The following is a 22,935-nucleotide window of genomic DNA, read 5'->3' as shown; positions in this document are numbered from 1 at the left end:
TTCTCTCCCATCAATGACACGCATTCTGCCCAGCAAACGCTTCATCTTTCCTCGTGAAGCTGTCAGAGACAGGTTACCGAGTACCGAGATTTTCGACCATCAGCGGTCGATTAGTGGCTAAAGGTGAAATCGCTCGCATTCGCGCCCTTCCAGCCCAGTTTCGGCGCGTTGCATTTTTCCTTGAAAGTTTCACCATGCCCTGCAAGAGCACATTCTGCAACGGAAACGTCTTTTTGCCCGGAACTGACGCAGCCAGCTGCGAGTACCACCACAGAAACAAGTAAAAATCCTCGGACGACCTTCATCATATTTCAAAACTCTTGTTTTCTATTTTAAACGCGGAACAGGTAAGTTCAATTTCGACACTTTATCGCCGAAATATTATTCACGTTCATTGTTGTTGACGATTTATACAAAATATGTGAGTGTTTACTCGCATTGTCTACTCGCATTAGGAAAATCGAGGATATGAGCAAGTTCAGCGCCACAACCCCCAGAAAATCGGCCTCGCAAGAGAGATCACGGATGACTGTCGAGGCGATACTGGATGCCACTGCTCGCGTTTTGGTGCGCGAAGGATACGCTCGAACCAGCACAAATCGCGTCGCCGCCGTGGCAGGCGTGAGTATTGGATCGCTCTATCAGTATTTTCCCAACAAGGAGTCGCTTGTGGCTGCGCTCGTCGCCAGACATAATCGTGAAATCCTGGCTCTGTTGGGAAACGCGATGCAGGCATGCGCCTCAGACGACCTGAACAGCGCCATGCGGGAGCTAATTCGCGCGATGATCGCTGCACACCGCGTCGACCCGGATCTCCACCGCATCTTCAAGGAAGAAGTGCCCAGAATTGGAAAACTCGCCGAGGTGGAAGCCATCCGAAAGGATACGCTGGATTTGGTTCGGCATTATCTCGAAAAATGCAAGGACGACATTCAGCTCAAAGATCTGGATACGGCCGCATTCATTTGCGTGACTACTGTGGAGACGTTGACCCATGCCATCGTTCTCAATGACTGCGGCCACTCCCTTTCCGATGAAGCGGATATTGTGGAACATATCACCCGGATGGTTGCCGGATATCTCGGCACAGCACCCCAGCCTATCCGCGCAATTTTAAAAGAAGCAGCCTGATCTCAATGGTACAAGGCGCGCTTGAACCGAGCGCTGCCGTGAACTGTAATGGCTGTCTCGCCAGAAGCGAGTTCGGTCCCCGGCCGATGCGTCTACCTCGCCGAGGTGGTCAATCACAGTTTTCCGCACGCGATCGAAATCAGCCTCGGTTGGCAGCCTTTTCTGTACTTACGAGATGGCCAGGCTGGAACGCCACCCGGGCGGTCGTGATCGGGCCCAGCGCGTTCCAGGTCGTGCGGTGCATGATCAGCAATGCCTGCCCCGGTTCAGTCTGCAGTAATCTGGCATCGCGGCGATTGGCATTTTCGGCTGAAAATGTCAGGTCAGCTCTCAAATAAGGCGCGTTGCGCACCAACCATTCATTGGCATTCAGTTGCCAGAAGTCGGCCTTTTCAAGTTCTGGTGACGCGCGCAGATTGACCCAGCGGTCCTCCAGCTGGAAGGGCTGGCCATTGCCGTAATGCACAGCCCTCATATGAACGAGAATTTCCCCTTCCGGAAGACCGAGCCGCGCCGCAACCTCTGCCGGGATCGGACTTTTCCGCTGCGCCACGACGCGATAACTATAGACCATGCCGGCCTGTTCAACCTGTTCACGCACAATCGAGATTGAGACTGTCGCCTTGCGCACCGGATCAATCGCGATACGAGTACCGGCTCGGCGGCGGCGGTCCAACAATCCTTCGTCAGCCAGCAGCTGCAATGCCTTGTTGACGGTCGCTCGCGCGGCGTCAAACTCGATCGCAAGATCGGCCTCGTCCGGAATTCGGTCGCCCTGACGCCATTCAAGTTCAACGATGCGGCGCCGCACTTCGCTGGCAATTTTCTGTGCTTTTGGAGACGTTGAGCCCAGATGGCCGCCAGATCGCTTGTCGATCACATGCACTCCTGCAATCCGCCGATAGAAATCAGGTAATCAGCGATCATACGATCATGGTCAAGATGCATGCCATTTCGCACCCCATGACGCCTCGCAGTCCGGACGTCGCTGGCTAGCCTGTTTGGCATCGAATTTACGTCCTGCAGCCGTCGCTCCTGCATCAATCCCCAGGACACACAGCAGCAATTCAACATGCTCAGCGCCGAACGATACATGTCCATTCCGACTTTCGCAATACGAACACCCACGCCGTGTCCGCCAGTTTACCGCATCGATAAGTTTAAACATATAAAGAAATAAGTTTAGACATATACAATTTTTTATGATTAGCTCACAAAAAATAGCGAGGCTTTCGGGAGCAAGCCCAGATGCAGATTTTGAAGCATGCCACCGCGCGTATGGAGGGAAAGCAGAGGAGCTGTCTCCCTGCAGAACGTACTTCCATCATTATCGAAGACGATCGAATCGAACGGATCGAAATCCCGGGCCAGGAGTGGAAAATATGAGCGGCCCGCTGACGGGAATCCGGGTGCTCGATCTGTCCCGCGTTCTCGCGGGGCCGTATTGCACGGCACTGCTCGCCGATCTGGGCGCGGAAATCATCAAGCTGGAACCGCTTTCGGGCGACGACTATCGACATGTCGGGCCGTTCAAGGAGGGTGAAAGTGCCTTGTTCACGCTCAACAATCGCGGCAAAAAAAGCATAGCACTCGATCTTAAAAACCAGGCTGACCTTGAACTGGCGCAGACACTCGCAGCCCGCGTGGATGTAGTCGTTGAAAATTTCCGCCCGGGCGTTGCCGCCCGGCTTGGACTTGGCGCAGCCGCCTTACGCGAAGCCAATCCCCGGCTCATCTATTGTTCCATTTCCGGTTTCGGGCAGGAGGGGCCGTTCAAGGACCTTCCAGCCTATGACCTGGTAGTGCAGGCCATGTCCGGCCTGATGACAGCAACCGGCGAAGAAGGCGGCGCGCCACTGAAAACCGGCGAAAGCATCGCCGACCTGATCGCGGGCCTGTTTGCCAGCTGGTCGATTATGGCCGCACTGGTTCAGCGCAATGCGACGGGGCATGGCGCGACGCTCGATGTTGCCATGTATGACGCGCTGTTTTCGATGTTGACCACCAGTCACGCCCAGCATTTCTACAGCGGCGTTCTGCCAAGCCGTGTCGGCAACCGACATCCGATATCCACGCCTTTCGGCTGTTTCAAGACAAGTGACGGAGAGGTGGTAATCGCAGTGCTGAACGGAGGGCAGTTTGGAAAACTGGCAAAACTCATGGGCAAACCGGAGATTGCGGACGATCCGCGTTTTGCCAGCGACAGCAGCCGTACCGAACACGAACCGGCTCTAAAGGCATTCATCGAGGAATGGTCGGGCAGCATGACCACTGAAGATGCGGTGACGGCGCTGGCGGCGGAAGGCCTGCCCGCGGCGCCAATCTGGAACATCGCACAGGCAGCTGATAACGAACATGCGACCGCGCGCGGCCTTGTTACCCAGCTTGCCCATTCGGTTCTGGGCCAGGCGCCAGTGGTTGGACAGCCAGTTCGTTTCGATGGACACAAGCCCGTCGCTGCGACCGCCGCACCACGGCTTGGCGGCGACATCGCCACGGTGTTGAAGGAATTCGGACTGAAGGAGCGCGCATGACGCAGATCAATGATCCCTGGCATATGCTGGCCGAAGAAGAGAGCATGTTCTGCGATGTGCTGGAGCGGATATGTGCTGACAAGATTGCGCCGCTGGCGGCAGAAACCGACGAGACATCGCGCTTTGTCGACCGGCAGATCGCCACACTCGGCGAAGCGGGCATGATGGGAGCCAACTTGCCGGAAGCCTATGGCGGCAGCGGCATTTCCGCGCCGGCCCTGCTGCGAGCCGTGTCGATCGTGGCGGCCGCCTGCGGGTCCACGGCCTCGGCACTGACAGCGCATTATCTGGCAACCGATTCCATCCTGATCGGCGGCACGGAGGCTCAGAAACAGGAGTGGTTGCCCAAAGCTGCCAGCGGCGAAGCGCTCGCCGCCTTCGCGCTCACCGAGCCGACGGCGGGCTCCGATCCTGCGGACATGAAGACACGTGCCAGGCGAATAGAAGGCGGCTGGCATCTCAAAGGCACAAAGTGCTTTATTTCGAACGGCGGTGTGGCCGACTTCATTGTGGTTTACGCAGTGACTGATCCTGAAAAGGCGCATCGTGGCATTTCTGCTTTCATTCTGCCGAAGGATACGCCTGGTTTCGAGGCGGGTCCGGCGGAAAAGACAATGGGGCTCAAAGGCGGCCATGTCTTCACGCTCAATCTGGACTGCACGCTTCCCGAACATGCTTTGCTCGGTGAAGAGGGCAAGGGCTTTCGAACTGCCATGCAGGTGCTCGACAATGGCCGCATTGAAGTGGCCGCCCAATGTCTCGGCCTTGCTGGCGCGGCGATGAATGCCGCCATCGCCTACGCGAAAGAACGCATCATCGGCGGCATGCCGCTGTCGGAGCGGCAGGGCATCCGATGGATGATCGCCGATATGGCCCTTGCATATCATTCTGCACTTTTGCTGTCGCAGGAAGCCTCGCGCCAGCGCGATCTGGCGCATCACCAGGGTGGACGCTTCTCGCTGGCAGCATCCATGGCCAAGCTCGGCGCTTCCGAAGCAGCCGGGAAAATAGCCGATATAGCGCTGCAAATACACGGCGGTTACGGTTACACGCGTGATTTCCCCATAGAGCGGATCAATCGCGACCTGCGCATCATGCGTATCTATGAGGGGTCCAGCGAAATCCAGCGCATGATCATCTCCGGCAATATGCTGGCCTGACGGGTTCGGTTATCATCCCGCTCGACTTTTCTGTGAGCGGCCATATCCGGCGCCGCGTGAAATGTGCTTAATAACGTTCTGTAGGGCGAACATCGCCACGCAGTTTATCTGGGAGAAAATAAAATGACGTTTTCGGGAACATTGAAATCCGCCCTCCTCGGTATCGCAGTGCTGGGCTTGACCATGCCTGCAATGGCCGACCAGCTGTCGGATATCAAGGCTAAGGGCAAGATCGAAACAGCTACCGATATGCACTATGCGCCGTTCGACATGCTGACCAACGGCACGTATGAAGGCATGACGAAGGATCTCTTCGACGGTGTCGCCAAGGAACTCGGCGCAGAGCCGGTTTACCAGGATATTCCGTGGACTGCGGAACTTCCCGGTCTCGAGGTCAAGAAGTTCGATATCGTGATCGCGCCCGTCACCATCACCCCCGAGCGTCTCGAACGCTACGCCTTCAGCCTGCCGATCGCCGACGCCACGGTGGCGCTGGTGCACGCTGCCAGCAACACCGAACTGAAGAAGCCAGAGGATATCAAGGGCAAGACCGTCGGCGTCCAGCAGGGCACCGCACAGTTCAAGCAGTTGCAGGCCTTCGGGGAAAGCCTGGGCGGCGTCAACGTCAAGGAATACGGCACCACCGACGAGGCTTATGCCGACCTGGCGGCCGGACGTCTGGATGCCGTCGCCGGCTCCTTGCCCAACCTCACCTATCTGGTGAAGACACGGCCGGAAACCTTCGCGATGTTCGACAAGCCGACCTTCGGCAACCCGACCTACTTCGCCTGGGTCGCTCGCAAGGACGCCGACAGTGCAAGCTTCATCAAGGCCGTGAATGACGCGATCCTCAAGATGACGGATGACGGCCGCATCAAGACCATTCAGGAGAAGTGGCTGGGCACCTATACCGAACTGCCTCGCGAAGTTCCGACCAAGTGATACGACATGCGGGCAGGAGAAATCCTGCCCGCCACCAAACGGAGCAGCGATGTTTTCCACCTCGACCTTCCTGGCCAGTTTCGGGCCGCTCTTCTGGGCGGCGCGTTTCACGCTGCTGATATCCCTGCTGGGTATCGGACTGGGACTGGTGATCGGCGCGCTGATCTGCGCGGCGGCACTTTCCCGCAGAGTCTGGCTGCGCAGGTTTGCTGCACTCTGGGTTAGTTTCCTGCGCGGTGTGCCGCTGCTGGTGCAGCTTCTGCTTTGCTATTATCTTCTGCCCGTCATCGGCATCAATGTTCCCGCGCTGGTCGCCGCCGTGGTTACGGTCGGCATCTGTTCCAGCGCCTATGTTTCGGAAATCTGGCGCGGTGCGATCATCGCCCTGCCGCCCGGACAGGCAGAAGCCGCAACCGCCATCGGCATGGGGCCGCGCGATATCTGGACCCGGATCATCCTGCCGCAGGCGGCCAGGCTTTCACTGCCAGCCCTTGTCAATGAGATGATCCTGCTGGTCAAGGCTTCTTCGCTGGTTTCCGTGGTCGGCATACTGGAAGTCACACGCGCCAGTCAGGCACAGGCAGCAACCACTTTCCGTCCTCTGGAAGTGTATGTTGCAGCCGCGTGCATCTATCTGCTCATCAATCTCTGCCTCGCCGCAGTGGGGCGCTATCTCGAACACAGGATGAGCGCCACATGAGCCTGACGATCCTGGAACAATATTGGCCTATCCTGTCGAACGGCTTTGCGCTGACGATCCTGTGCTGGGCGCTGGGTACTCTCTTTGGCATGGCGCTGGGTCTTGTCATTGCGCTCGTGCAGCGCTACGGGCCGCGCCCGGTGTCCTGGCTGATCCAGGCCTATATCGAGATCATTCGCGGCACGCCCTTTCTGGTGCAGCTCTTCGTCCTCTATTATGGCGGCCCGCTGATCGGATTGCGGCTCGAGGCGCTGACTGCCGGGCTTGTAGGCCTGACGGTTTACGGCAGCCCCTATTTCGCCGAAATCTTCCGCGCCGGCTTCCTCGCCGTGCCGGCGGGACAGCTGGAGGCCGCCCGAGCCATCGGCATGTCGGAACCAACCATCGTGCGTCGGATTCTCCTGCCGCTCGGCCTCGTTTCGGCCCTGCCCGCACTGGTCAATTTCTCGATCATTCTGACCAAGGAAACAGTGATCCTGTCGATCATCACGGTGCCTGAACTCATGTATTCAGTGCAGCGCATGTCCACGGAAACCTTCCGCTATCTCGAAGCAAATCTCGTGCTGGCGCTGTTTTTCTGGGCACTGGTCGAGACAATCTCACGCGCCGGCCGTTGGCTGGAAGCGCGCATAACGAAACATCTGGTTGAAAGGACGTAAGATGCTCGCCGCGTCATCCGTCGAGATCCGCAAGGTCAACAAATTCTACGGCCCCTTTCACGCGCTGAAAGATGTGAACCTGTCTATCCTGCCCGGCAAGGTCACCTGTCTGATCGGGCCGTCCGGCTCGGGCAAGTCCACATTGCTGCGCTGCATCAATTTTCTGGAGGAATATGATTCCGGCGAGATCAGCATCGATGGGCAGATGATCGGCTATGTCAGCCCCGGCGGCCGCAAGATGCCGGGCAGCAAGCTGCGGGAGATGCGCCGCTCCATCGGCATGGTGTTCCAGCAGTTCAATCTGTGGCCGCACATGACCGCGCTCCAGAATGTCGCCGAGGGACTGCTGCGCGTGCGTGGCCTGCCGAGGGCGGAAGCAGAGGCGCGCGCTGCCGAGGCATTGAGAAAAGTGGGATTGTCTGACAAGACAGCGAGCTTTCCTTCCCGCCTGTCCGGCGGCCAGCAGCAACGGGTGGCCATCGCCCGCGCCATCGCCATGGAGCCGCGGCTGATGTTATTCGATGAGCCTACATCGGCGCTCGATCCTGAACTGGTTGGTGAAGTGCTGAGCGTGATGAAGACGCTTGCTGCCGAAGGCATGACCATGGTCGTGGTAACCCATGAAATGGGATTTGCGGCCCATGTCGCCGATCAGGTGGCCTTCATGGAAAAGGGCGAACTGGTGGGCGTGGACGCTCCTGCCAAAATTCTGCATCAACCTGAAGACGCCCGTATCCAGAGCTTCCTGCGCACTTATCACGAACGTAACAGCTTCTGATCTCGGTTCGTACATCTCAGAGACGCGGCATGACTGCGATGCGCGTGTCGAACGAAATTACCGTTCGACACGCTCCGCACCAATTATACGCGAATGGTGAAAACATACCTTCCGGAGATGTCTAGCTCCCTGTCTGTTCGTCAGGAGCGCTGACGGGCTTGGATTCCGGCGAACCTTTTTCGCGCAGGAAGATGGAGAGGACTACAAGGACTGCCGTGGATAGGAATTCCGACTGCCAGTTCTGGAAGGATTCAAACCATAATTCGGCGTCCAGCAAATATTGCAGGTAACCTGTCGAAGCGGCACCGTGGCGAGCCATATCCATTTCCGACGCACGAGCACTGCCGAACCAGTGCAGCAAAAAGCTGGCAATAAACAGCCCGAACAGCGTCAGCCCCAGCGAATGCGAATAAAGAAAAGACGGCTGCCCGATCCGCTCCTTCTCCGGCTTTTCCTCGTCCGGGTCACGCGATTCCGCCGAACCGCGCTGAAAGAGCCATGCTGTCAGCACAACATAGACCCCCATCTGCAAAAACTCGCTCTCCCAGTTTTCAAAAAGGGCCGAAAGAAATTGTCCGCTTATCAAATATTGCAGGAGGGGGAGAGGAGCCTCTCCGTGTTTTGCAAGCTCTTCGTTGTAGCTTGCAAAGCCTGCCGCTGCCATGCCGAGGATCGATATGCCGAAAAAAATGGCGAGCGCAATCGTCAATCCGTTGTCTCTGAGAAACGAACGCATTCCATTCCTCCATTGGACTAACGGTCCTGCTGCAAGCCCTGGTGTGTCGTATTGATCCTGGTGTTGGCCTGCTGGCCTTGTTTTCCGGATTTATTATCCTGGGGCGACAGGCTGCTTTTCAGCGGAACATGTTTCTGTTCGCCGGTGCCTTTTCCGCTGCGGTTGCCTTTGGGTACAGGGGGAAGCTTTGTGCTCATTGTCTATCTCCTTTGATAGACCTAACTGCGGAGCATCAAATCTTGTTCCTCAAAGGAGATTGAACCGCCTGCCGCGTTCTTGCAGATACGCCGCATATCCAAGCGAAATGGACGGAGACGCTCGCCGGTTCAGCCAGAGGCTTCACTTCTTGGTCGCGGGATTGTGCGTATGGTGGATGTCCCTTTCTCCGCCACCGCCGGAAACCTTGCTGCGGCGGCCTTTGGTTTCCCCATCGGCTGGCGGTTTGGTAATCTTCAGATCGTTTTTTGCATTTTCATGAGCGGCTCCGGGGCCGCCCTGTCGGATCGTGTTTGGAGATTTCGTTGACGTAGACATATTTATGAACTCCGATTAGGCCCCTCGCCGATGGTTCAGTCGGGTGGATCGGTCTGCAGGGAATGCGGTGGGCTCTGCCCATTGTCCGCACCCGGACCAATGCCACGCCAAAGCGCCCCCGCCACCAGCAGGAGCACTATTCCAATAACAATCATGAAAACGGTTCTCATCGACATCACCGCAATGAAGCGCCTCCGGTGCTCTCCACCCTCGGGTCCACATCGGCCGCGCGCGCCGGGTCGGTTTTGACGTTGCCGCCGGATGCCTGGCCTCCGTTGGAAGCAATCTCGCGCTGCTTGTCAGCGCTGGACGCAAAACTGCAGTTCGCCGTCTGATTAGCCATTGGGCTTCTCCTTTGCTTGAGGTTTCCCCTTTCGAACAATGTTCGCAGAAGGGTGTTCCCCAAACTTTTTATTTTTCGAAGCCCTGTCGAATACAGCGACAAGACGTTCGAGGATTAACGGCAGGGGCTATCTGAATAGAGATCGAAAATTCCAAGTTCAGAAAGCGGAACAATCGCGAGTTGCCTTTGTTACGACGCGGTGGGGCTGAAAACGGAGGAAGATAGATGAACATTCCAGCTATTCTATTGGCAAGCGCACTCATAATTGTTCCAACTGTCGGCAGCGCTCAGGATGCGACGACGACGCCGAACACGCCATCCACCAATGCGCCTGCGCCCAACGCCAATGCGCCTACTTCCGCTACGCCGACGACACATGACGACAAGGCGCCCGATGCAGGCCAGAACAGCTTCACCGAAGAGCAGGCCACCGAACGCTTTACCAAAGCCGGCTATACCGGAATTTCCAATCTCAAGCTGAACGACAAGGGATTGTGGGAAGCGTCAGCCATGAAGGGGACCGAGACCGTCATGGTAACGCTCGATGCCGACGGCAACGTAACGGCGCACTCCATGTGAGTGCCAGTTCGGCAGAAGCATGCCGGAACTCAATCGTCAGCAGCTCTTTCTTGGCACTCGCGGCAGAGGAATTTGCCGCGAGTACGCGACGAAACAACATCCTTATCAAGGGCGACCGGGCTGGCAGCTCGGGCCCGGCTGCAAGAGCACAGCCCTTACAGCCCATGGAGGTAAAAATGGAATATCGGGACAAAAATGTTTTCACCGAATGGAAAGAAACGCCGGACAGCGGCGTAAAGGTCCAGACCGATTACCAGTGCTATGCCTTTCTGCTCATTCCCTCACCGGGAGACGACAATGAGCTTGCTCCCAAGCATGGAACGGCTCTGGTTTCTGCCCGCTCCGAGGCCGATGCGAGAGTAGTCGCCAGCCAGGGAGAGACGGAGGCCTTCCGGGGACAGGTAGCAATAGGGGATACCGACCTTACGACCAACGATTTCAGTGCATTTCGCAACGAGAAATCCTATCAGGTGCATCGCGTCAGTGACGAGCCGATAGACACGCCACGAGGCGTCATCACTATGGAACGAAACGGCTCCAATGACTGAATCAGCATTGCTGCTTTTGCCGGGCGGGGGCTCGCGATCCGCATTGCATTCGGCATCGCCATATTGAGCGCCGCACGCCGCCAATCGCGAGCCCTTCCCGCTTATTCGTTGAGTTTCTTCGCCATTTCGAGATGATGCTCCAGCGCGGGCCGGGTTGCATTGGCCCAGGCCCGCAGGTCGGCATTCTCGCCGCCTTCTCCATATCGCTTGAACAGATCGACAGCGTCTTCGTGCACCTCTTCCTGATCGCTTCGATACTGCTTCGTGAAATCCTCGCCTTCGAGCCCCTTCAGCTTGTCCAGCATTTCCTGATGATCATCGGAAAGCGCGGTCGGGGCCTTCACCGAGTTCACTTTCGTGCTCAGGAGCGCTTTCAATTCCTCGCTGGTCTTTTGATGATCGGTGATCATCTGCTGAGCAAAGCTCTTCGTGGTGGGATCGGCCTTTGCGAGCGCGAGTTTGCTCGATTCAATCTCGAACATGTCGCCGCTTCCGCTCAGTGTCACGAAATCCTGGGTGGACGGCGCTGATCCGACGAGAGAATTGATCCCTGTCTTTTCGCTCGTCGACTGGGCATATACCGGAGCCGACATGAGAAGAATTGCCGAGAAGGCAAGCAATACTGTTTTCATGATCCTGTTTCCTTTCCCTTGAAAGAAATTCGAACCCACGCCGGAGAATTATGTTCCGGCCCATCGCGCGCAGGCAATGGAGGGACAAGCTTCATGGGTTCTCAAAGATAGCGAACGAGCAAATCCGCCTGTTCCCGCAGGGTTTTTGCGGCGTCCTGCGGCGTTTCGGTGTCGAGCAGAGCGCTGATTGCTGCTTCCAGTATCAGCATATTGCGGGCTCGTAGGTAGCGAAGGCGCGCCTTTTCGGCGATGATATCCAATTCGCGCGTGGCTTTAGCACCCATCGTGAAATTCCTTGAAAAGAACGCTCATTCCTGCGGAGAGGCGTGCAAGGCGGCCCGAAGGCCGCCCTGTCTGTTTGCCGGTGTCCAGAGCATTTCCTGTTCCAAAACCGGGTTTCCGCTTTGGGGAACTCATGCTCTAGCGACCGCGACGGTTGTCGTAATCATCGTCCCGGCGCTCTTCCCAACCCCTGCGGGCAGCTTCCGCATGGCCGCGAGAGTCGCCGAACCAACCGCCATGACCCCGACCGCCGCCCGAGCGACGATCATCGTCCCGGCTCGAATATCCGCGGTCATCGTCGCGGCTGGAATATCTGCGACGGTCGTCATAATCCTGGTCGCGTCGCTCGTCCCATCCGCGCCGTGCGGCTTCCGCGTGGCCGCGGGAATCGCCATACCAACCCCGTCCGCGGTCATCGTCATCATATCTGGAACGGCGATCATCGTAGTCGTCTTCGCGGCTGGAATAGCGGCGCCGGTCATCATAGTCACGATCGTCCCGACGCTCGTCCCATCCGCGACGGGCAGCTTCAGCATGGCCGCGGGAATCCCCGAACCAGCCTCCGTGGCCGCGGCCGCGGTCGTCGTCGTCATAACGGCTGGAACGGCGGTCATCGTCATCCCGGCGGCTGCTGGCATATCTGCGGCGATCATCTCCGCCCCGACCCCGGTCGTCATCGCTTACGAAACGGCCCTGATCGTCACGTTCTGGCATATTGCGTGGCATTTCATCCTCCAATTGTTGTGAGTTTTCGCGCCCCAAGGCGCATGAGCCCCGCCAGGGGCTCATCTCCGGCTGCGTTCTCCAGCCGCGAGTTTCAAATTTCAGGCAGTACCCTTTGACGAAGCCGATGTTGCTGAACGGATTTTGATGTTGTTCTGAACATCAACAACGCCGGCGCACATTTCTGCGCATTCTTCTGCTCTGCGCTTATCCTGACGATTTCCAACCTGCCCCTGCAGGATCACTTCGCCCTTCTTGACCGTCACCTCAATGTCGGATGCATCGAGTTCCGCATCTTCCATCAATGCGTCCGATACGTCTTCCTTGATGCGGTCATCGGAGCGTGTGTATCCCTTCGGTCCTTTTCCCCGATGCTGGCCGCCTGACGCGTAGCTGCTTCTGGATTGGCCTTCCGTCCGCTGACGGTACCGGTCACTTTCCCGCTCGCGGTTTGGCTCTCGCCGGGAAGCATATCGTTCGTCATTGTCGTCGGAATAGCGTCCCCGGGCATAATCGCTTGAGTAGCGGTCATCATAGCCTCGGTAGTCACCTCCCCGCGCTTCATAATCCCGGTAGGGTTCGTTGTAGTAATCGTCACGATCTTCGTTCTGATATCGACCTGGCATGAGATTGCTCCTCTTCACAGTCGTGATGACAGCACTCCGAACCGCACTCGACCGGGTTTGTTCCTGAAGCAATTCGATTTAATGAAGAGCGAGCCGCACCCATGGATTTCAGCGCGTTATTTGGATAGAGACACAGGACCGACGGTGTGGGGACGCGAACAACGATCCCCGAGATCGGCTACGGTAAAACCAAACCGTTGAAACGATGCACTGGAAAATGGAGAAATCACTTGGCGGTCGGTCGTCAATCCATGCCTCCCCTCAATGCGCTGGTTGCCTTCGACAGCGCCGCCCGGCTTGGCAGCTTTTCGCGCGCCGGTCTGGAACTCGGCCTCACCCAGAGCGCCGTCAGCCGCCAGATCGGCAAGCTGGAAGCGTTCATCGGCTCTAAACTGTTCAACCGCCTGCCCGCAGGTGTGCAGCTGACTGCCATCGGCGAAAGCTACGCTTCCGAAGTGAGCCGTCTCCTGGGTGACCTCAGTGCCGTCACCGATGGCCTTCGTGCATGGATCGGGCCCCGACAGATCACCATCGCCTGCTCGCGCGGGATCGCCGACCAATGGTTCCTGTCGCGGATCGGCAAGCTGAAAGCCGATATCCCCGGCATCGAAATCCGGCTGCGCGTAACGGATGACGTCGCACATCTGCGACTGGACGAGTTCGATCTTGCCCTGTTCTACCGCAAGGAGCGGCCCATCGGAGTCAATCTGACGGTGCTGGGTCGGGAGGAAGTGGTGCCGGTTTCGGCACCCGGCGCTCCCGGCATCATGGAGCAGGAAGCACCGGTTCTGCTGGCGATCGAGGATACAATGCGCGAATGGCAGGGTTGGCCGGAATGGTGGCACGATGCCAGGCTCTCGCCGCCGCCCGGTGCTCTGGAATGGCGGCTCGGGGATTATGGCCTTTGCGTCGCCGCCGCAGCACAGGGGATCGGCATTACGCTCGGCTGGACATGGCTGATCCGGGAACAGCTCGCCAGCGGAACACTGGTGGCCGCCCATGACCATATGATGCGGTCGGACGCCTATTTCTATCTGATGCGGCCTGCTGATCGCCACCAGCGGAAAATCGTGCGCGAGGTCTCGGAGTGGCTGATCGCCAGCAACGGAACCGATCCGATCACATAAAGATGATCGGATCTCCGGCTCGCTTCATTCCTGCGGAAGTGCGGAGCGGCGACGCGAAACCAGGCGAAAACGGATGTAACCGATAACGGTAATGATGAGCCAGGCGACCTGCGAGATGAAGGAACCGAGGTTGAAATTCCAGGCGAGTGAATAAATCAGGGCGACCCCCCCCAGAACATTCAGCAAGGGAATGACCGGATCGTCGACGGTAAAAATACGCAATTGAATCAGCGCGTAGCCCAAAAGGTAGAAGAACGCGCCCACCAAGCCGATAATATCCGGCAAACCCATTTTTGATCTCCAGGATCATCCAAATCCGAAAAGGCAGCGACCACGTTCCTCAAAGAAAGCGCCCTGCCATCACTGTTGGACGCTCCTTTATTCTTGTTCGCGCAAATGCCAACACACACATTTCGCATGGGGGTATGCACAAAAGTCATACCCATCAACCGGACATCAACCCTTGAAAACAAGGGGTGCGGTAAGTTACCCACCCCTAAAAGCCAATAGGCTATGACTTAAACACAGGGGTACGAAATGCCTGAGCAAAAAAGCCAGTTTCAATTGACGCGTCGCTCTTTCATGGCGGGTGCAGCCGGCATCGGCCTGATCAGCCTCAGCGGCATGGGCGGTCTGATTACTTCGCCAGCTGCCGCAGCAGGCGACGGCACGCCCAAAAAAGGCGGAATGCTCAAGCTCGGCATCGGCGGCGGCTCCACCACCGACAATTTCGACCCGCGTCTCTTGAAGGATTGGGTTCCGGTCAATCAGGCCTACATGCTGATGAACGGCCTCGTGGAAATCGACGCCAACAACAAGGCTGTACCCGAACTGTTCGAGAGCTGGGAACCGTCAGCCGACGCCAAGGAATGGACCTTCAAGGTTCGGCAAGGCGTGACTTTCCACAACGGCAAGACACTGGACGCCGATGACATCATCTATTCCATTAACCTGCATCGCGGCGAAACCACCTCGGGTGCTCGCTCGCTCGCATCGGAATTCACCGATGTCATCAAGGTTGATGCCGGGACGGTCAAGATTACGCTGAAGAGCGGCAATGCCGATCTGCCTTACATCCTCTCCGATTATCACTTCCTCGTGGTTCCCAAGGACTGGACGGATTTCAACAAGCCGGTCGGCACCGGACCTTTCGTCTTCGAGCGTTTCCAGCCGGGCGTGCGTTCGCGTTTCACGCGCAATGAAAGCTATTGGAAGCCGAACACGGCCTGGGTCGATGCGGTGGAAGTCATCGTCATCAATGATGTTTCCGCCCGAACCAATGCCATGATGTCCGGTCAGGTGCACGCCATCAACCAGCTCGACTTCAAGACCGTCGATCTGTTGAAGCGCAACCCAAACCTTAACATCGTGCAGTCTTCCGGTGGCCAGCATTTCTCCTTCCTGATGGATTGCACGCAGGCACCGTTTAACGACAACAATGTCCGCCTCGCCGTCAAGCATGCCATCGACCGCGAACAGCTACTCAAGACAGCCTTGCGCGGCTACGGACGTCTGGGCAACGACAACCCGATCCCGAGCACTGACCCGTTCTTCGATACCGCTCTGCCGCAGCGCGCCTATGATCCTGAAAAGGCCAAGTTCTATTTGAAGCAGGCCGGCATGGATTCGCTGAAAATTCAGCTCTCGGCTTCCGATGCGGCCTTCACCGGTGCCGTCGATGCAGCGGCGATCTTCCGCACCGCCGCGGCCAAGTCAGGCATCGAGATCGATATCAAGCGCGAACCGGCTGACGGATATTGGGACAATGTCTGGATGAAGGCACCGTTCTGCATGTCTTATCGTGGTGGTCGTCCAACCGCCGATCAGGCCCTGTCGGTCGCTTATGCCTCCAATGCATCGCAAAACGACACGCATTGGAAGAGCGCTGATTTCGACGCCAAGCTGCTCGAAGCCCGCGCAATGCTCGATCAGGCCAAGCGGAAGGACATCTATGCTGAACTGCAAGCCATGATCAGCAATGATGGCGGCGCGCTTATTCCAATGTTCGGCGACTATCTCGACGCCACCTCCAAGAAGCTCAAGGGCGTGACCACGCATCCGATGTTCAATCTGATGGGTGCGCGCCTTGCCGAAAAAGTCTGGCTGGAAGCATAAATGTTCGTTCTAATTCTCAAGCGTGTGGGGCTCGGGCTCCTCACGCTGTTCCTCGTGTCGGCGTTGATTTTCGCCGGCACGCAGATCCTGCCGGGCGATGTCGCATCAGCCATTCTCGGTCAGAATGCCACCCCGGAAGCGCTCGCCACGCTGCGCGAAAGCCTCGGGCTTAATCAACCGGTCCTTGCGCGCTATTTCTCGTGGCTCGCCGGGTTTGTTACCGGCGATCTGGGCACCTCGCTTGCCAACCAACAACCGGTAGCTGATCTCCTCTGGCCACGTTTCTGGAATACGATGGCGCTCGCAGCCTTTGCTGCCGTCGTCAGTGTTCCTGTCGCCATTCTTCTCGGTCTTGTCACTGCGGTAAAGCGCGGCGGCCTTTTCGACCGGGTGATAAATATCGTGGCGCTGGCTTTCGTGTCCCTGCCTGAATATTTCCTTGGCCTGCTGCTGATCCTGTTTTTGTCGATCCGCTTCAACCTGCTGCCAAGCCTTGCCGACACCTATGAGGGCATGACATTCCTCGAATGGGTTCAGGCAACCGCCCTGCCCGCACTGACGCTGGTGCTCGTGACGGTTGCCCAAATGATGCGCATGACCCGCACCGCCGTTTTATCGGTCATGGATCAGGCTTATGTCGAAACGGCATATCTCAAGGGTCTTCGCACCAAGCGCGTTGTGACCAAGCACGCACTGCCGAATGCAGCGGCTCCAATCGTCAATGTGGTGGCGTTCAACATTGCTTACCTCATAACTGGCGTGGTGCTTGTCGAAGCTGTCTTCAACTATAACGGCCTTGGCCGCTTCATGGTTGATGCCGTTTCCAAGCGTGATCTTCCGCTCGTGCAGGCAGCGGCCCTCGTCTTCGGTGCGGCCTATGTCATTCTCAATATCATCGCCGATGTCGCTGCCATCGCGCTCAATCCGCGCCTGAGGCACCCACGATGAAGACTATGAAGAAATCTATTCCCCTGACGGCATGGGTCGGTCTCGCCATCGTCACCATCTGCCTGCTGATGTTCCTGTTTGGCCCGCTGATCGCGCCCTATGGTCAGGAAGAAATTGTCGGCGCACCATTCGATCCGCCGTCGGCACAGTTCTGGTTCGGGCTCGACCAAAACGGCCGCGACATGCTTTCGCGGCTGCTCTTTGGTGCGCAAATGTCCATTGGCGTTTCGCTTGCCGCATCGCTCCTGTCGTTCAGCGTCGGTATGCCGCTCGGCTTCCTTGCCGCCATTTTCGGTGGCTGGGTCGATACGGTTCTCTCACGCATTGTCGATACCGTCATGTGCATTCCGGTGCTCATTTCGGCCCTCGTCATCCTGCAGGCGCTCGGCTCGTCATTGCCGGTGCTGATTATCACCATCGCATTGCTGGATTCCACCCGCGTGTTCCGTCTGGCGCGCATCGTGGCGCAGGGCGTCAATGTGTTGGAATACGCAGAAACCGCGCGTCTTCGCGGTGAAGGTCTGGGCTGGCTGATCTGGCGTGAAATCCTGCCGAACACATTGCCGCCGCTGATCGCGGAATTCGGTCTGCGTTTCTGCTTCACCTTCCTTTTCGTTGCCGGCCTGTCGTTCCTGGGGCTTGGCATCCAGCCGCCATTCGCGGACTGGGGCGGCATGGTGAAGGACAACCAGCAGGCTATTCTCTACGGCCTCTACGCACCGCTTTTCCCGGCGGCTGCGATCGCTATCCTCACTGTTGGCGTCAACCTCGTTGTTGACTGGCTTCTGGCCGGACGCACAACCACGCAGGGAGCGGACCGATGAACAAGGATATCGTTCTTTCCATCTCCGATCTTGTCGTCCAGGCACCCAACGGCGCAACGCTTGTCGATCATGTCGATGTGACGCTGAAGCGTGGCGAAGTGCTGGGCCTGATTGGCGAGTCCGGTGCGGGCAAGTCCACCATCGGGCTCGCTGCAATGGGTTATGGTCGCGGCGGTTGCAGGATCGCTGAAGGCACCATCGTCGTCGACGATGTTTCGCTGATGGATGGCACCCGCGAAACGCGTGAAAAGGTGCGCGGCGCACGCATCGCCTACGTGGCGCAGAGCGCGGCAGCGTCGTTCAATCCCGCGCATCGCATCGGCGACCAGATCATGGAAGGCCCGCTCTATCATGGCCTCATGACCAAAGGGGAAGCCAAGAGCTGGATGCTGGAACTGCTGCACGCGCTGCAACTTCCGGACCCGGATAATTTCGGCGACCGCTATCCGCATCAGGTCTCCGGGGGTCAGCTGCAGCGCGCCATGGTGGCCATGGCTATGTCCTGCCGCCCGGATATTCTGGTTCTGGACGAGCCTACCACAGCGCTGGACGTGACAACCCAGATCGAAGTGCTGGCACTCCTGCGCAGCCTGATCCAGCGTTACAACACCGCTGCACTTTACATCACGCACGATCTTGCTGTGGTGGCCCAGATCGCTGACCGCATCATGGTTCTGCGTCATGGCAAAATGGTTGAGCTTGGTTCTGCGGAAGAAATCCTGGAAGCGCCAAAGCAGGACTACACGCAGCGTCTGGTGTCCGAACGCGAAGCCAGCATTTCGGGCGAACAGGCCGAGCACAAGATGGGCGAAATCCTGCTCGAAGTGAAGACCGCGACTGCCTATTATGGCAAGAAGCTCGTTCTGACCGATGTAGATTGTTATGTCCGTCGCGGCGAAACGCTTGCCATCGTTGGTGAATCCGGGTCGGGCAAATCCACGCTCGCGCGGATTATTGCGGGCCTACCACCCCATTCGAGCGGCATCATTTCGCTCGCCGGACAACGTCTGGAAGCAAGTTACAAAAAGCGCAGCCGTGAAGAACTGCGCCGCATCCAACTCGTCTATCAGCTTCCGGACGTGGCGCTGAATCCGCGCCAGACTGTTGGCGAAATCATTGGACGTCCGATGAAGTTTTATTTCGGCATGAATGAGGATCAGCGTGAGATCGAGGTCAGGCGCCTGCTCGAACTCATCGGTCTGCCTTCCGATTTTGCAAGCCGCCTGCCCGGCGCGCTTTCGGGCGGGCAAAAACAGCGCGTGTGCATCGCCCGGGCGCTGGCGGCAAAGCCGGATCTTATCATCTGCGATGAAGTCACTTCGGCGCTCGACCCGCTGGTCGCGGAGGAAATCCTGAAGCTTCTGCGCAAGTTGCAGGACGAATTGCACGTGTCCTATCTCTTCATCACCCACGACCTTGGCGTCGTCCGTCGGCTCGCCGACCGCACCATGGTGATGCAGAAGGGCAAGGTGGTCGAAACCGGCACCACGAAGGCAATCTTCGAACCGCCTTACGAGCCCTATACGGAGCAGCTCATCACATCCGTTCCGGAGCTGCGCCGTGACTGGCTGGACGACATCCTCAAGGCTCGCGCCGCCGTCTAGCACCAGTCGACCTGTCGATGCGGCGCCAATGCCGCATCGAAACTCTCATTGAACAAGTGGAACCCATCATGACCGTAAACGTCACCGAGCATCTGTGGATCACCCTCAAGGATGGCACCCGTCTTGGCGCGCGCCTGTGGCTGCCTGAAGGCGCCGAGGAAAATCCCGTTCCTGCCGTGCTCGAATATATTCCGTATCGCAAGCGTGACGGTACGCGTGGCCGCGATGAGCCGATGCACGGCTATTTCGCGCAGAACGGCTATGCCGCAATCCGCGTCGATATGCGCGGTACGGGCGAATCCGATGGTCATATGGCGGACGAATATATCCAGCAGGAACAAGATGATGCGCTGGAAGTCATTGCCTGGATTGCGGCCCAGCCCTGGTGCAGCGGCAATGTCGGCATGATGGGAAAAAGCTGGGGCGGCTTCAACGGCCTTCAGGTCGCCGCCTGCCGTCCACCGGCACTGAAGGCGATCATTACCGCCTATTCGACCGATGACCGTTTCCGCGACGACATTCATTACATGGGTGGCCTGCTGCTCAACGATAATCTGTGGTGGGGCACGATCATGCTCGCCTATCAGTCGCGTCCGCTCGATCCGGCGATTGTGGGCGCTGGCTGGCGCGATGCCTGGATCGAACGTCTGGAACGCCTCCCGTTCTTCCCTGCCCTTTGGCTCGAACACCAGCATTACGACGAATATTGGAAGCATGGCTCTGTCTGCGAAGACTGGTCTGCGATCCAGTGCCCGGTTCTGGCCATCGGCGCATGGGCCGACAGCTACACCAATGCCGTTCCGCGCCTGCTCGAAAACCTTCAGGTTCCAGCGCGTGGCATTATCGGCCCTTGGGGTCATGTCTACCCGCAGGACGGCTTGCCAGGGCCCGCTATCGGCTTCCTGCAGGAAGCAGTGCGCTGGTGGGACCAGTGGCTCAAGGGCGAAGAGACCGGCATCATGGATGAGCCGAAGCTCCGTGCCTATATCTGCGACACCATCGAACCGACCGGCTCGCGCGACTTCACCAATGGTCGCTGGGTTGGCGAAAAGAACTGGCCATCGTCCGAAATCGCCCTCAAGCCTTTTGCTCTTGGCGCAGACTTCACGCTCGGCGAGGCCGATGCCGTGCACGGTGTGCTTTCGATCTCTTCACCGAACAGTCATGGCAAGGCAGGTGGCGAATGGATGGCTACGGGCTGTCCTGGTGAGCACCCGACCGACCAGCGCCTCGACGATGGCGGCTCGCTCAACTTCGACACTGCTGTTCTTATCGAAGATCTCGAAATTCTTGGTGCACCGGTTGCGCGTCTGAAGTTTACTGTTGATCAGCCGGTTGCGCAGGTTTCGCTGCGTTTGAGCGATATTCTACCCGATGGCCGTATCACCCGTGTCAGCTATCAGGTCTTCAACCTCAATCACATCAATGGCCACGACAAGCCGGAAATGCTGGTGCCGGGCAAGACCTATGAAATCGCGATCAAGCTCAACGACAGCGGCTACAGCTTCAAGAAGGGACATCGCATCCGTCTTTCGGTTGCCACCGGCTATTGGCCGATGGTCTGGCCATCGCCAAAACGTGTGACACTGACACTCGATACCGCAGCGTCGGTCCTCGATCTGCCGCTACGTCCGGCTTCCGCCGACGATGCAAAGATTTCCTTCCAGAAACCCGCTCATGGACCTGCGACGCCGATCACCCAGCTTGATCCGGGCAGCGTGCGCCGCTGGACCGAGCAGGATCACGTCACCGGCGAAACGCTTTATGTGACGGAGGGCATCGGCGGTCTTTTCGGTGAGGGAATTCTGCGCTTTGACGATATCGGCACTCAGTTGAGCCACAGCCTCAAGCGTGAACTGCGCATCAATGATAACGACCCGCTGTCCGCATCCTACGTGCTGACACAGGCCTATCAGATGGGCCGCGAAGGGTGGCTGATCGACATCGACAGCACCACGAAAATGCATTCGGATGCCGAAAACTTCTATATTTCCGGAGTTCTGACGGCAAAGGAAAACGGCGAAATTGTCACGACCCGCGAATGGAACCAGACCATTCCGCGCGATCATCTGTAAACACTCCCGTGGGCGTCAGTTCGCTTACCGGATTGACGCCCACCCCCTGTCGCCGAAACTTGGGATATCGCGCGCTGCATCTGGCGGCATGCATGCTGACCAGCGTCCGACGGAACCATTCGAACCATTGCTTCGTTAACTTCTTTTCTCCGGCATTTGCATCAATGGTGGCTCGGCTTCATCTGGAGCCGGGCGGCCTCGAGCAGATCGACCATGGGTACCCGTTGAATTCGGGCCCATCGAGTTTGCCGGAGACAGGCCGCGACGGGAGACGACCATGGTAGAAAACGGGTACAAACTTCAAAAGAATGGCGATGGCACCTGGTCGGTGATCGATGCCTTCAAGGGCAACCCCATCACGTTCGAGGGGCGGTTGCAGATCGCCTTGAACGAAGAGGAGGCGCAGCGGGTTTTCGATTGCCTCAACCGCCAAAACCTTGAGCGCCATCCCGAACAAGGAAGCGGCCGCCTGCCGTGAGCCCAGGCAGCACCGAAATATGAAGTGATCAATCGTGCCTATCTTAAATAATTAAGAAGCGTATTGTTGATGTGTCCCGAAGGAGGATCGTATGCCGCTCTTCAACGAAGCGAGCCGTATCTATAAGCCGGAAGAAGTGACCTTCATGCGCAGTTGCTTTTCCCATGCCGCGATTATTCTTGAGGAAAGCGACAGGGAATATGCTGCGACAGATCTTTCTACCGCCATCATAATGCTTTACCAGAACGGCCTGAGGGACCTGAACTACATTGCCGAACTGGCGTCGCGACTTGCCCACAAGCGATATCAGGACCGCCACGCAGAGACACCCGCCACCGGCGGATCTTGTCGTGATCGCGTGTGATCTCAGCCATTGTTCTATCCTTCCGCTTTAAACTTCTTCGCTTCTTCAAGCAGCTTTTCCCTGTCCCTGCCGAAACGTTCGATCAGCTGGCGCGCCTGAAGCGGTGAAACATCGGAATTCTCGGCAAGAAACTTTACGTCTTCATCATCCGTAAGCGGGGTGGTTGGTTGCTTGTTCATGACGACCTCTTTTTTGATCTCCGTTTCCGCCCTTCATTTCTGCCCTTCTGGCGGATTGGTCGGCTGGTCGCCTCCCGTGCCCGTCTGCGGCCGCTGGTTTTCGACCGGCGGATTCTTGTCCGGCTGGTCGCTGGAATCCGTCGCGGGGGGCGTCTCTATGCCCTGCTGCTGCGATACCGATCCGCCGCCGGTCAGGCTCCATCCAAGGAACAGAAGCAGCAGAACCGCCAATATGACCAGGGCGAAGCGCGGAAAGTATCCGAGCGTTCGCGAAGGCTCGGCTCTTTTGTCTTGCTCAGGTTTCGATTGCATAT

Annotated in this window: 30 protein-coding genes; 18 read left to right on the top strand and 12 right to left on the bottom strand. The window is 57.8% G+C overall.

Annotated elements, in window-relative coordinates:
- Positions 1–110: 110 nt before the first annotated feature.
- Entirely contained in the window at positions 111–308 is a 198-nt protein-coding gene (locus tag JNC63_RS12435; RefSeq protein WP_006469505.1) for a hypothetical protein, read from the bottom strand.
- Between the two features lie 160 nt (positions 309–468).
- On the opposite strand from JNC63_RS12435, the gene JNC63_RS12430 reads away from it, so the two are divergent.
- Positions 469–1,131, top strand: a complete 663-nt coding sequence (locus JNC63_RS12430) for a TetR/AcrR family transcriptional regulator (RefSeq protein ID WP_036592426.1) — start codon at positions 469–471, stop codon at positions 1,129–1,131.
- A gap of 139 nt (positions 1,132–1,270) precedes the next feature.
- Here the strand turns inward: JNC63_RS12430 and hutC are convergent, their stop codons facing one another.
- Positions 1,271–2,011, bottom strand: a complete 741-nt coding sequence (gene hutC, locus JNC63_RS12425) for a histidine utilization transcriptional repressor HutC (RefSeq protein ID WP_006469507.1) — start codon at positions 2,009–2,011, stop codon at positions 1,271–1,273.
- 502 nt (positions 2,012–2,513) lie between these two features.
- Between hutC and JNC63_RS12420 the strand changes: the two genes are divergently transcribed.
- The 6 genes from JNC63_RS12420 to JNC63_RS12395 all read left to right on the top strand — a co-directional run bounded on the left by JNC63_RS12420 (position 2,514) and on the right by JNC63_RS12395 (position 7,904).
- On the top strand, positions 2,514–3,665 hold the full coding sequence (locus tag JNC63_RS12420) for a CaiB/BaiF CoA transferase family protein (RefSeq protein WP_063621244.1): 1,152 nt from the start codon (positions 2,514–2,516) through the stop codon (positions 3,663–3,665).
- Positions 3,662–4,825, top strand: coding sequence for an acyl-CoA dehydrogenase family protein (locus JNC63_RS12415; RefSeq protein WP_006469509.1), 1,164 nt, complete (start codon positions 3,662–3,664; stop codon positions 4,823–4,825). The genes JNC63_RS12420 and JNC63_RS12415 overlap by 4 nt, the downstream gene beginning before the upstream one ends.
- 123 nt (positions 4,826–4,948) lie before the next feature.
- Positions 4,949–5,767 carry a transporter substrate-binding domain-containing protein gene (locus JNC63_RS12410; protein WP_006473203.1) on the top strand — a complete coding sequence of 273 codons (819 nt, stop codon included), beginning with the start codon at positions 4,949–4,951 and terminating at the stop codon, positions 5,765–5,767.
- Positions 5,768–5,816: 49 nt separating this feature from the next.
- Complete coding sequence (locus tag JNC63_RS12405; RefSeq protein ID WP_006469511.1) at positions 5,817–6,467, top strand: amino acid ABC transporter permease; 651 nt, start codon at positions 5,817–5,819, stop codon at positions 6,465–6,467.
- Positions 6,464–7,126 carry an amino acid ABC transporter permease gene (locus JNC63_RS12400; protein ID WP_006469512.1) on the top strand — a complete coding sequence of 221 codons (663 nt, stop codon included), beginning with the start codon at positions 6,464–6,466 and terminating at the stop codon, positions 7,124–7,126. The genes JNC63_RS12405 and JNC63_RS12400 overlap by 4 nt, the downstream gene beginning before the upstream one ends.
- Position 7,127: 1 nt before the next feature.
- A complete protein-coding gene (locus JNC63_RS12395) occupies positions 7,128–7,904 on the top strand; it encodes an amino acid ABC transporter ATP-binding protein (RefSeq protein WP_006473204.1) in 777 nt (258 codons plus the stop codon).
- A gap of 121 nt (positions 7,905–8,025) precedes the next feature.
- Here the strand turns inward: JNC63_RS12395 and JNC63_RS12390 are convergent, their stop codons facing one another.
- The 4 genes from JNC63_RS12390 to JNC63_RS12375 form a co-directional block, all read right to left on the bottom strand.
- On the bottom strand, positions 8,026–8,640 hold the full coding sequence (locus JNC63_RS12390) for a DUF6766 family protein (RefSeq protein WP_006469514.1): 615 nt from the start codon (positions 8,638–8,640) through the stop codon (positions 8,026–8,028).
- A gap of 17 nt (positions 8,641–8,657) precedes the next feature.
- Complete coding sequence (locus JNC63_RS12385; RefSeq protein ID WP_006469515.1) at positions 8,658–8,837, bottom strand: hypothetical protein; 180 nt, start codon at positions 8,835–8,837, stop codon at positions 8,658–8,660.
- Positions 8,838–8,979: 142 nt separating this feature from the next.
- A complete protein-coding gene (locus JNC63_RS12380) occupies positions 8,980–9,174 on the bottom strand; it encodes a hypothetical protein (protein WP_006473205.1) in 195 nt (64 codons plus the stop codon).
- Positions 9,175–9,349: 175 nt separating this feature from the next.
- Entirely contained in the window at positions 9,350–9,517 is a 168-nt protein-coding gene (locus tag JNC63_RS12375) for a con-10 family general stress protein (RefSeq protein ID WP_081252514.1), read from the bottom strand.
- Positions 9,518–9,742: 225 nt separating this feature from the next.
- Here JNC63_RS12375 and JNC63_RS12370 point away from each other — a divergent pair, with 225 nt between their 5' ends.
- Together JNC63_RS12370 and JNC63_RS12365 are read left to right on the top strand one after the other, a co-directional pair.
- Positions 9,743–10,096, top strand: a complete 354-nt coding sequence (locus tag JNC63_RS12370; protein WP_006469518.1) for a hypothetical protein — start codon at positions 9,743–9,745, stop codon at positions 10,094–10,096.
- Positions 10,097–10,272: 176 nt separating this feature from the next.
- Positions 10,273–10,644: a hypothetical protein gene (locus JNC63_RS12365; RefSeq protein WP_021585360.1), complete on the top strand. Its 372-nt coding sequence runs from the start codon at positions 10,273–10,275 to the stop codon at positions 10,642–10,644.
- A 101-nt stretch (positions 10,645–10,745) separates the two neighbouring features.
- On the opposite strand, the gene JNC63_RS12360 is transcribed toward JNC63_RS12365, so the two are convergent.
- Both JNC63_RS12360 and JNC63_RS12355 read right to left on the bottom strand, forming a co-directional pair.
- Positions 10,746–11,276 (bottom strand): DUF4142 domain-containing protein, encoded by a 531-nt coding sequence (locus tag JNC63_RS12360; RefSeq protein ID WP_006473208.1) that lies wholly within the window; start codon positions 11,274–11,276, stop codon positions 10,746–10,748.
- Positions 11,277–11,377: 101 nt separating this feature from the next.
- Entirely contained in the window at positions 11,378–11,560 is a 183-nt protein-coding gene (locus JNC63_RS12355) for a hypothetical protein (protein WP_006473209.1), read from the bottom strand.
- 205 nt (positions 11,561–11,765) lie between these two features.
- Here JNC63_RS12355 and JNC63_RS12350 point away from each other — a divergent pair, with 205 nt between their 5' ends.
- Positions 11,766–12,305: a hypothetical protein gene (locus tag JNC63_RS12350; protein ID WP_155734105.1), complete on the top strand. Its 540-nt coding sequence runs from the start codon at positions 11,766–11,768 to the stop codon at positions 12,303–12,305.
- Between the two features lie 77 nt (positions 12,306–12,382).
- Here the strand turns inward: JNC63_RS12350 and JNC63_RS12345 are convergent, their stop codons facing one another.
- Entirely contained in the window at positions 12,383–12,907 is a 525-nt protein-coding gene (locus JNC63_RS12345) for a BON domain-containing protein (protein WP_006473212.1), read from the bottom strand.
- A 230-nt stretch (positions 12,908–13,137) separates the two neighbouring features.
- Here JNC63_RS12345 and JNC63_RS12340 point away from each other — a divergent pair, with 230 nt between their 5' ends.
- Positions 13,138–14,034: a LysR substrate-binding domain-containing protein gene (locus JNC63_RS12340; protein ID WP_006473213.1), complete on the top strand. Its 897-nt coding sequence runs from the start codon at positions 13,138–13,140 to the stop codon at positions 14,032–14,034.
- Positions 14,035–14,058: 24 nt separating this feature from the next.
- Here JNC63_RS12340 and JNC63_RS12335 read toward each other — a convergent pair whose 3' ends face one another.
- Positions 14,059–14,325, bottom strand: a complete 267-nt coding sequence (locus JNC63_RS12335; protein WP_006469522.1) for a CBU_0592 family membrane protein — start codon at positions 14,323–14,325, stop codon at positions 14,059–14,061.
- Positions 14,326–14,571: 246 nt separating this feature from the next.
- On the opposite strand from JNC63_RS12335, the gene JNC63_RS12330 reads away from it, so the two are divergent.
- From JNC63_RS12330 to JNC63_RS12300, 7 genes are all read left to right on the top strand, one after another.
- Positions 14,572–16,149, top strand: a complete 1,578-nt coding sequence (locus tag JNC63_RS12330) for an ABC transporter substrate-binding protein (protein ID WP_006469523.1) — start codon at positions 14,572–14,574, stop codon at positions 16,147–16,149.
- Positions 16,150–17,097 carry an ABC transporter permease gene (locus JNC63_RS12325; RefSeq protein ID WP_006469524.1) on the top strand — a complete coding sequence of 316 codons (948 nt, stop codon included), beginning with the start codon at positions 16,150–16,152 and terminating at the stop codon, positions 17,095–17,097.
- Between the two features lie 5 nt (positions 17,098–17,102).
- Positions 17,103–17,921, top strand: a complete 819-nt coding sequence (locus JNC63_RS12320) for an ABC transporter permease (protein WP_374846369.1) — start codon at positions 17,103–17,105, stop codon at positions 17,919–17,921.
- The gene (locus JNC63_RS12315; protein ID WP_006469526.1) at positions 17,918–19,525 is read left to right on the top strand and encodes an ABC transporter ATP-binding protein; all 1,608 of its coding nucleotides are present in this window, start codon (positions 17,918–17,920) and stop codon (positions 19,523–19,525) included. The genes JNC63_RS12320 and JNC63_RS12315 overlap by 4 nt, the downstream gene beginning before the upstream one ends.
- Before the next feature lie 68 nt (positions 19,526–19,593).
- On the top strand, positions 19,594–21,600 hold the full coding sequence (locus tag JNC63_RS12310; RefSeq protein WP_036565251.1) for a CocE/NonD family hydrolase: 2,007 nt from the start codon (positions 19,594–19,596) through the stop codon (positions 21,598–21,600).
- A 277-nt stretch (positions 21,601–21,877) separates the two neighbouring features.
- On the top strand, positions 21,878–22,078 hold the full coding sequence (locus JNC63_RS12305) for a hypothetical protein (protein WP_006471830.1): 201 nt from the start codon (positions 21,878–21,880) through the stop codon (positions 22,076–22,078).
- 91 nt (positions 22,079–22,169) lie between these two features.
- Complete coding sequence (locus JNC63_RS12300; protein ID WP_006469528.1) at positions 22,170–22,442, top strand: hypothetical protein; 273 nt, start codon at positions 22,170–22,172, stop codon at positions 22,440–22,442.
- A 14-nt stretch (positions 22,443–22,456) separates the two neighbouring features.
- On the opposite strand, the gene JNC63_RS12295 is transcribed toward JNC63_RS12300, so the two are convergent.
- Both JNC63_RS12295 and JNC63_RS12290 read right to left on the bottom strand, forming a co-directional pair.
- Positions 22,457–22,621 carry a hypothetical protein gene (locus JNC63_RS12295; RefSeq protein ID WP_006469529.1) on the bottom strand — a complete coding sequence of 55 codons (165 nt, stop codon included), beginning with the start codon at positions 22,619–22,621 and terminating at the stop codon, positions 22,457–22,459.
- Positions 22,622–22,654: 33 nt separating this feature from the next.
- The gene (locus JNC63_RS12290) at positions 22,655–22,933 is read right to left on the bottom strand and encodes a hypothetical protein (protein ID WP_006471829.1); all 279 of its coding nucleotides are present in this window, start codon (positions 22,931–22,933) and stop codon (positions 22,655–22,657) included.
- Between the last annotated feature and the right edge of the window lie 2 nt (positions 22,934–22,935).

It is taken from the genome of Brucella ciceri, from assembly GCF_041930145.1.
Taxonomy (GTDB): domain Bacteria; phylum Pseudomonadota; class Alphaproteobacteria; order Rhizobiales; family Rhizobiaceae; genus Brucella; species Brucella intermedia.
The sequence above is the reverse complement of the archived record's forward strand: the minus strand, read 5'-3'. Positions and strand labels throughout refer to the sequence as shown.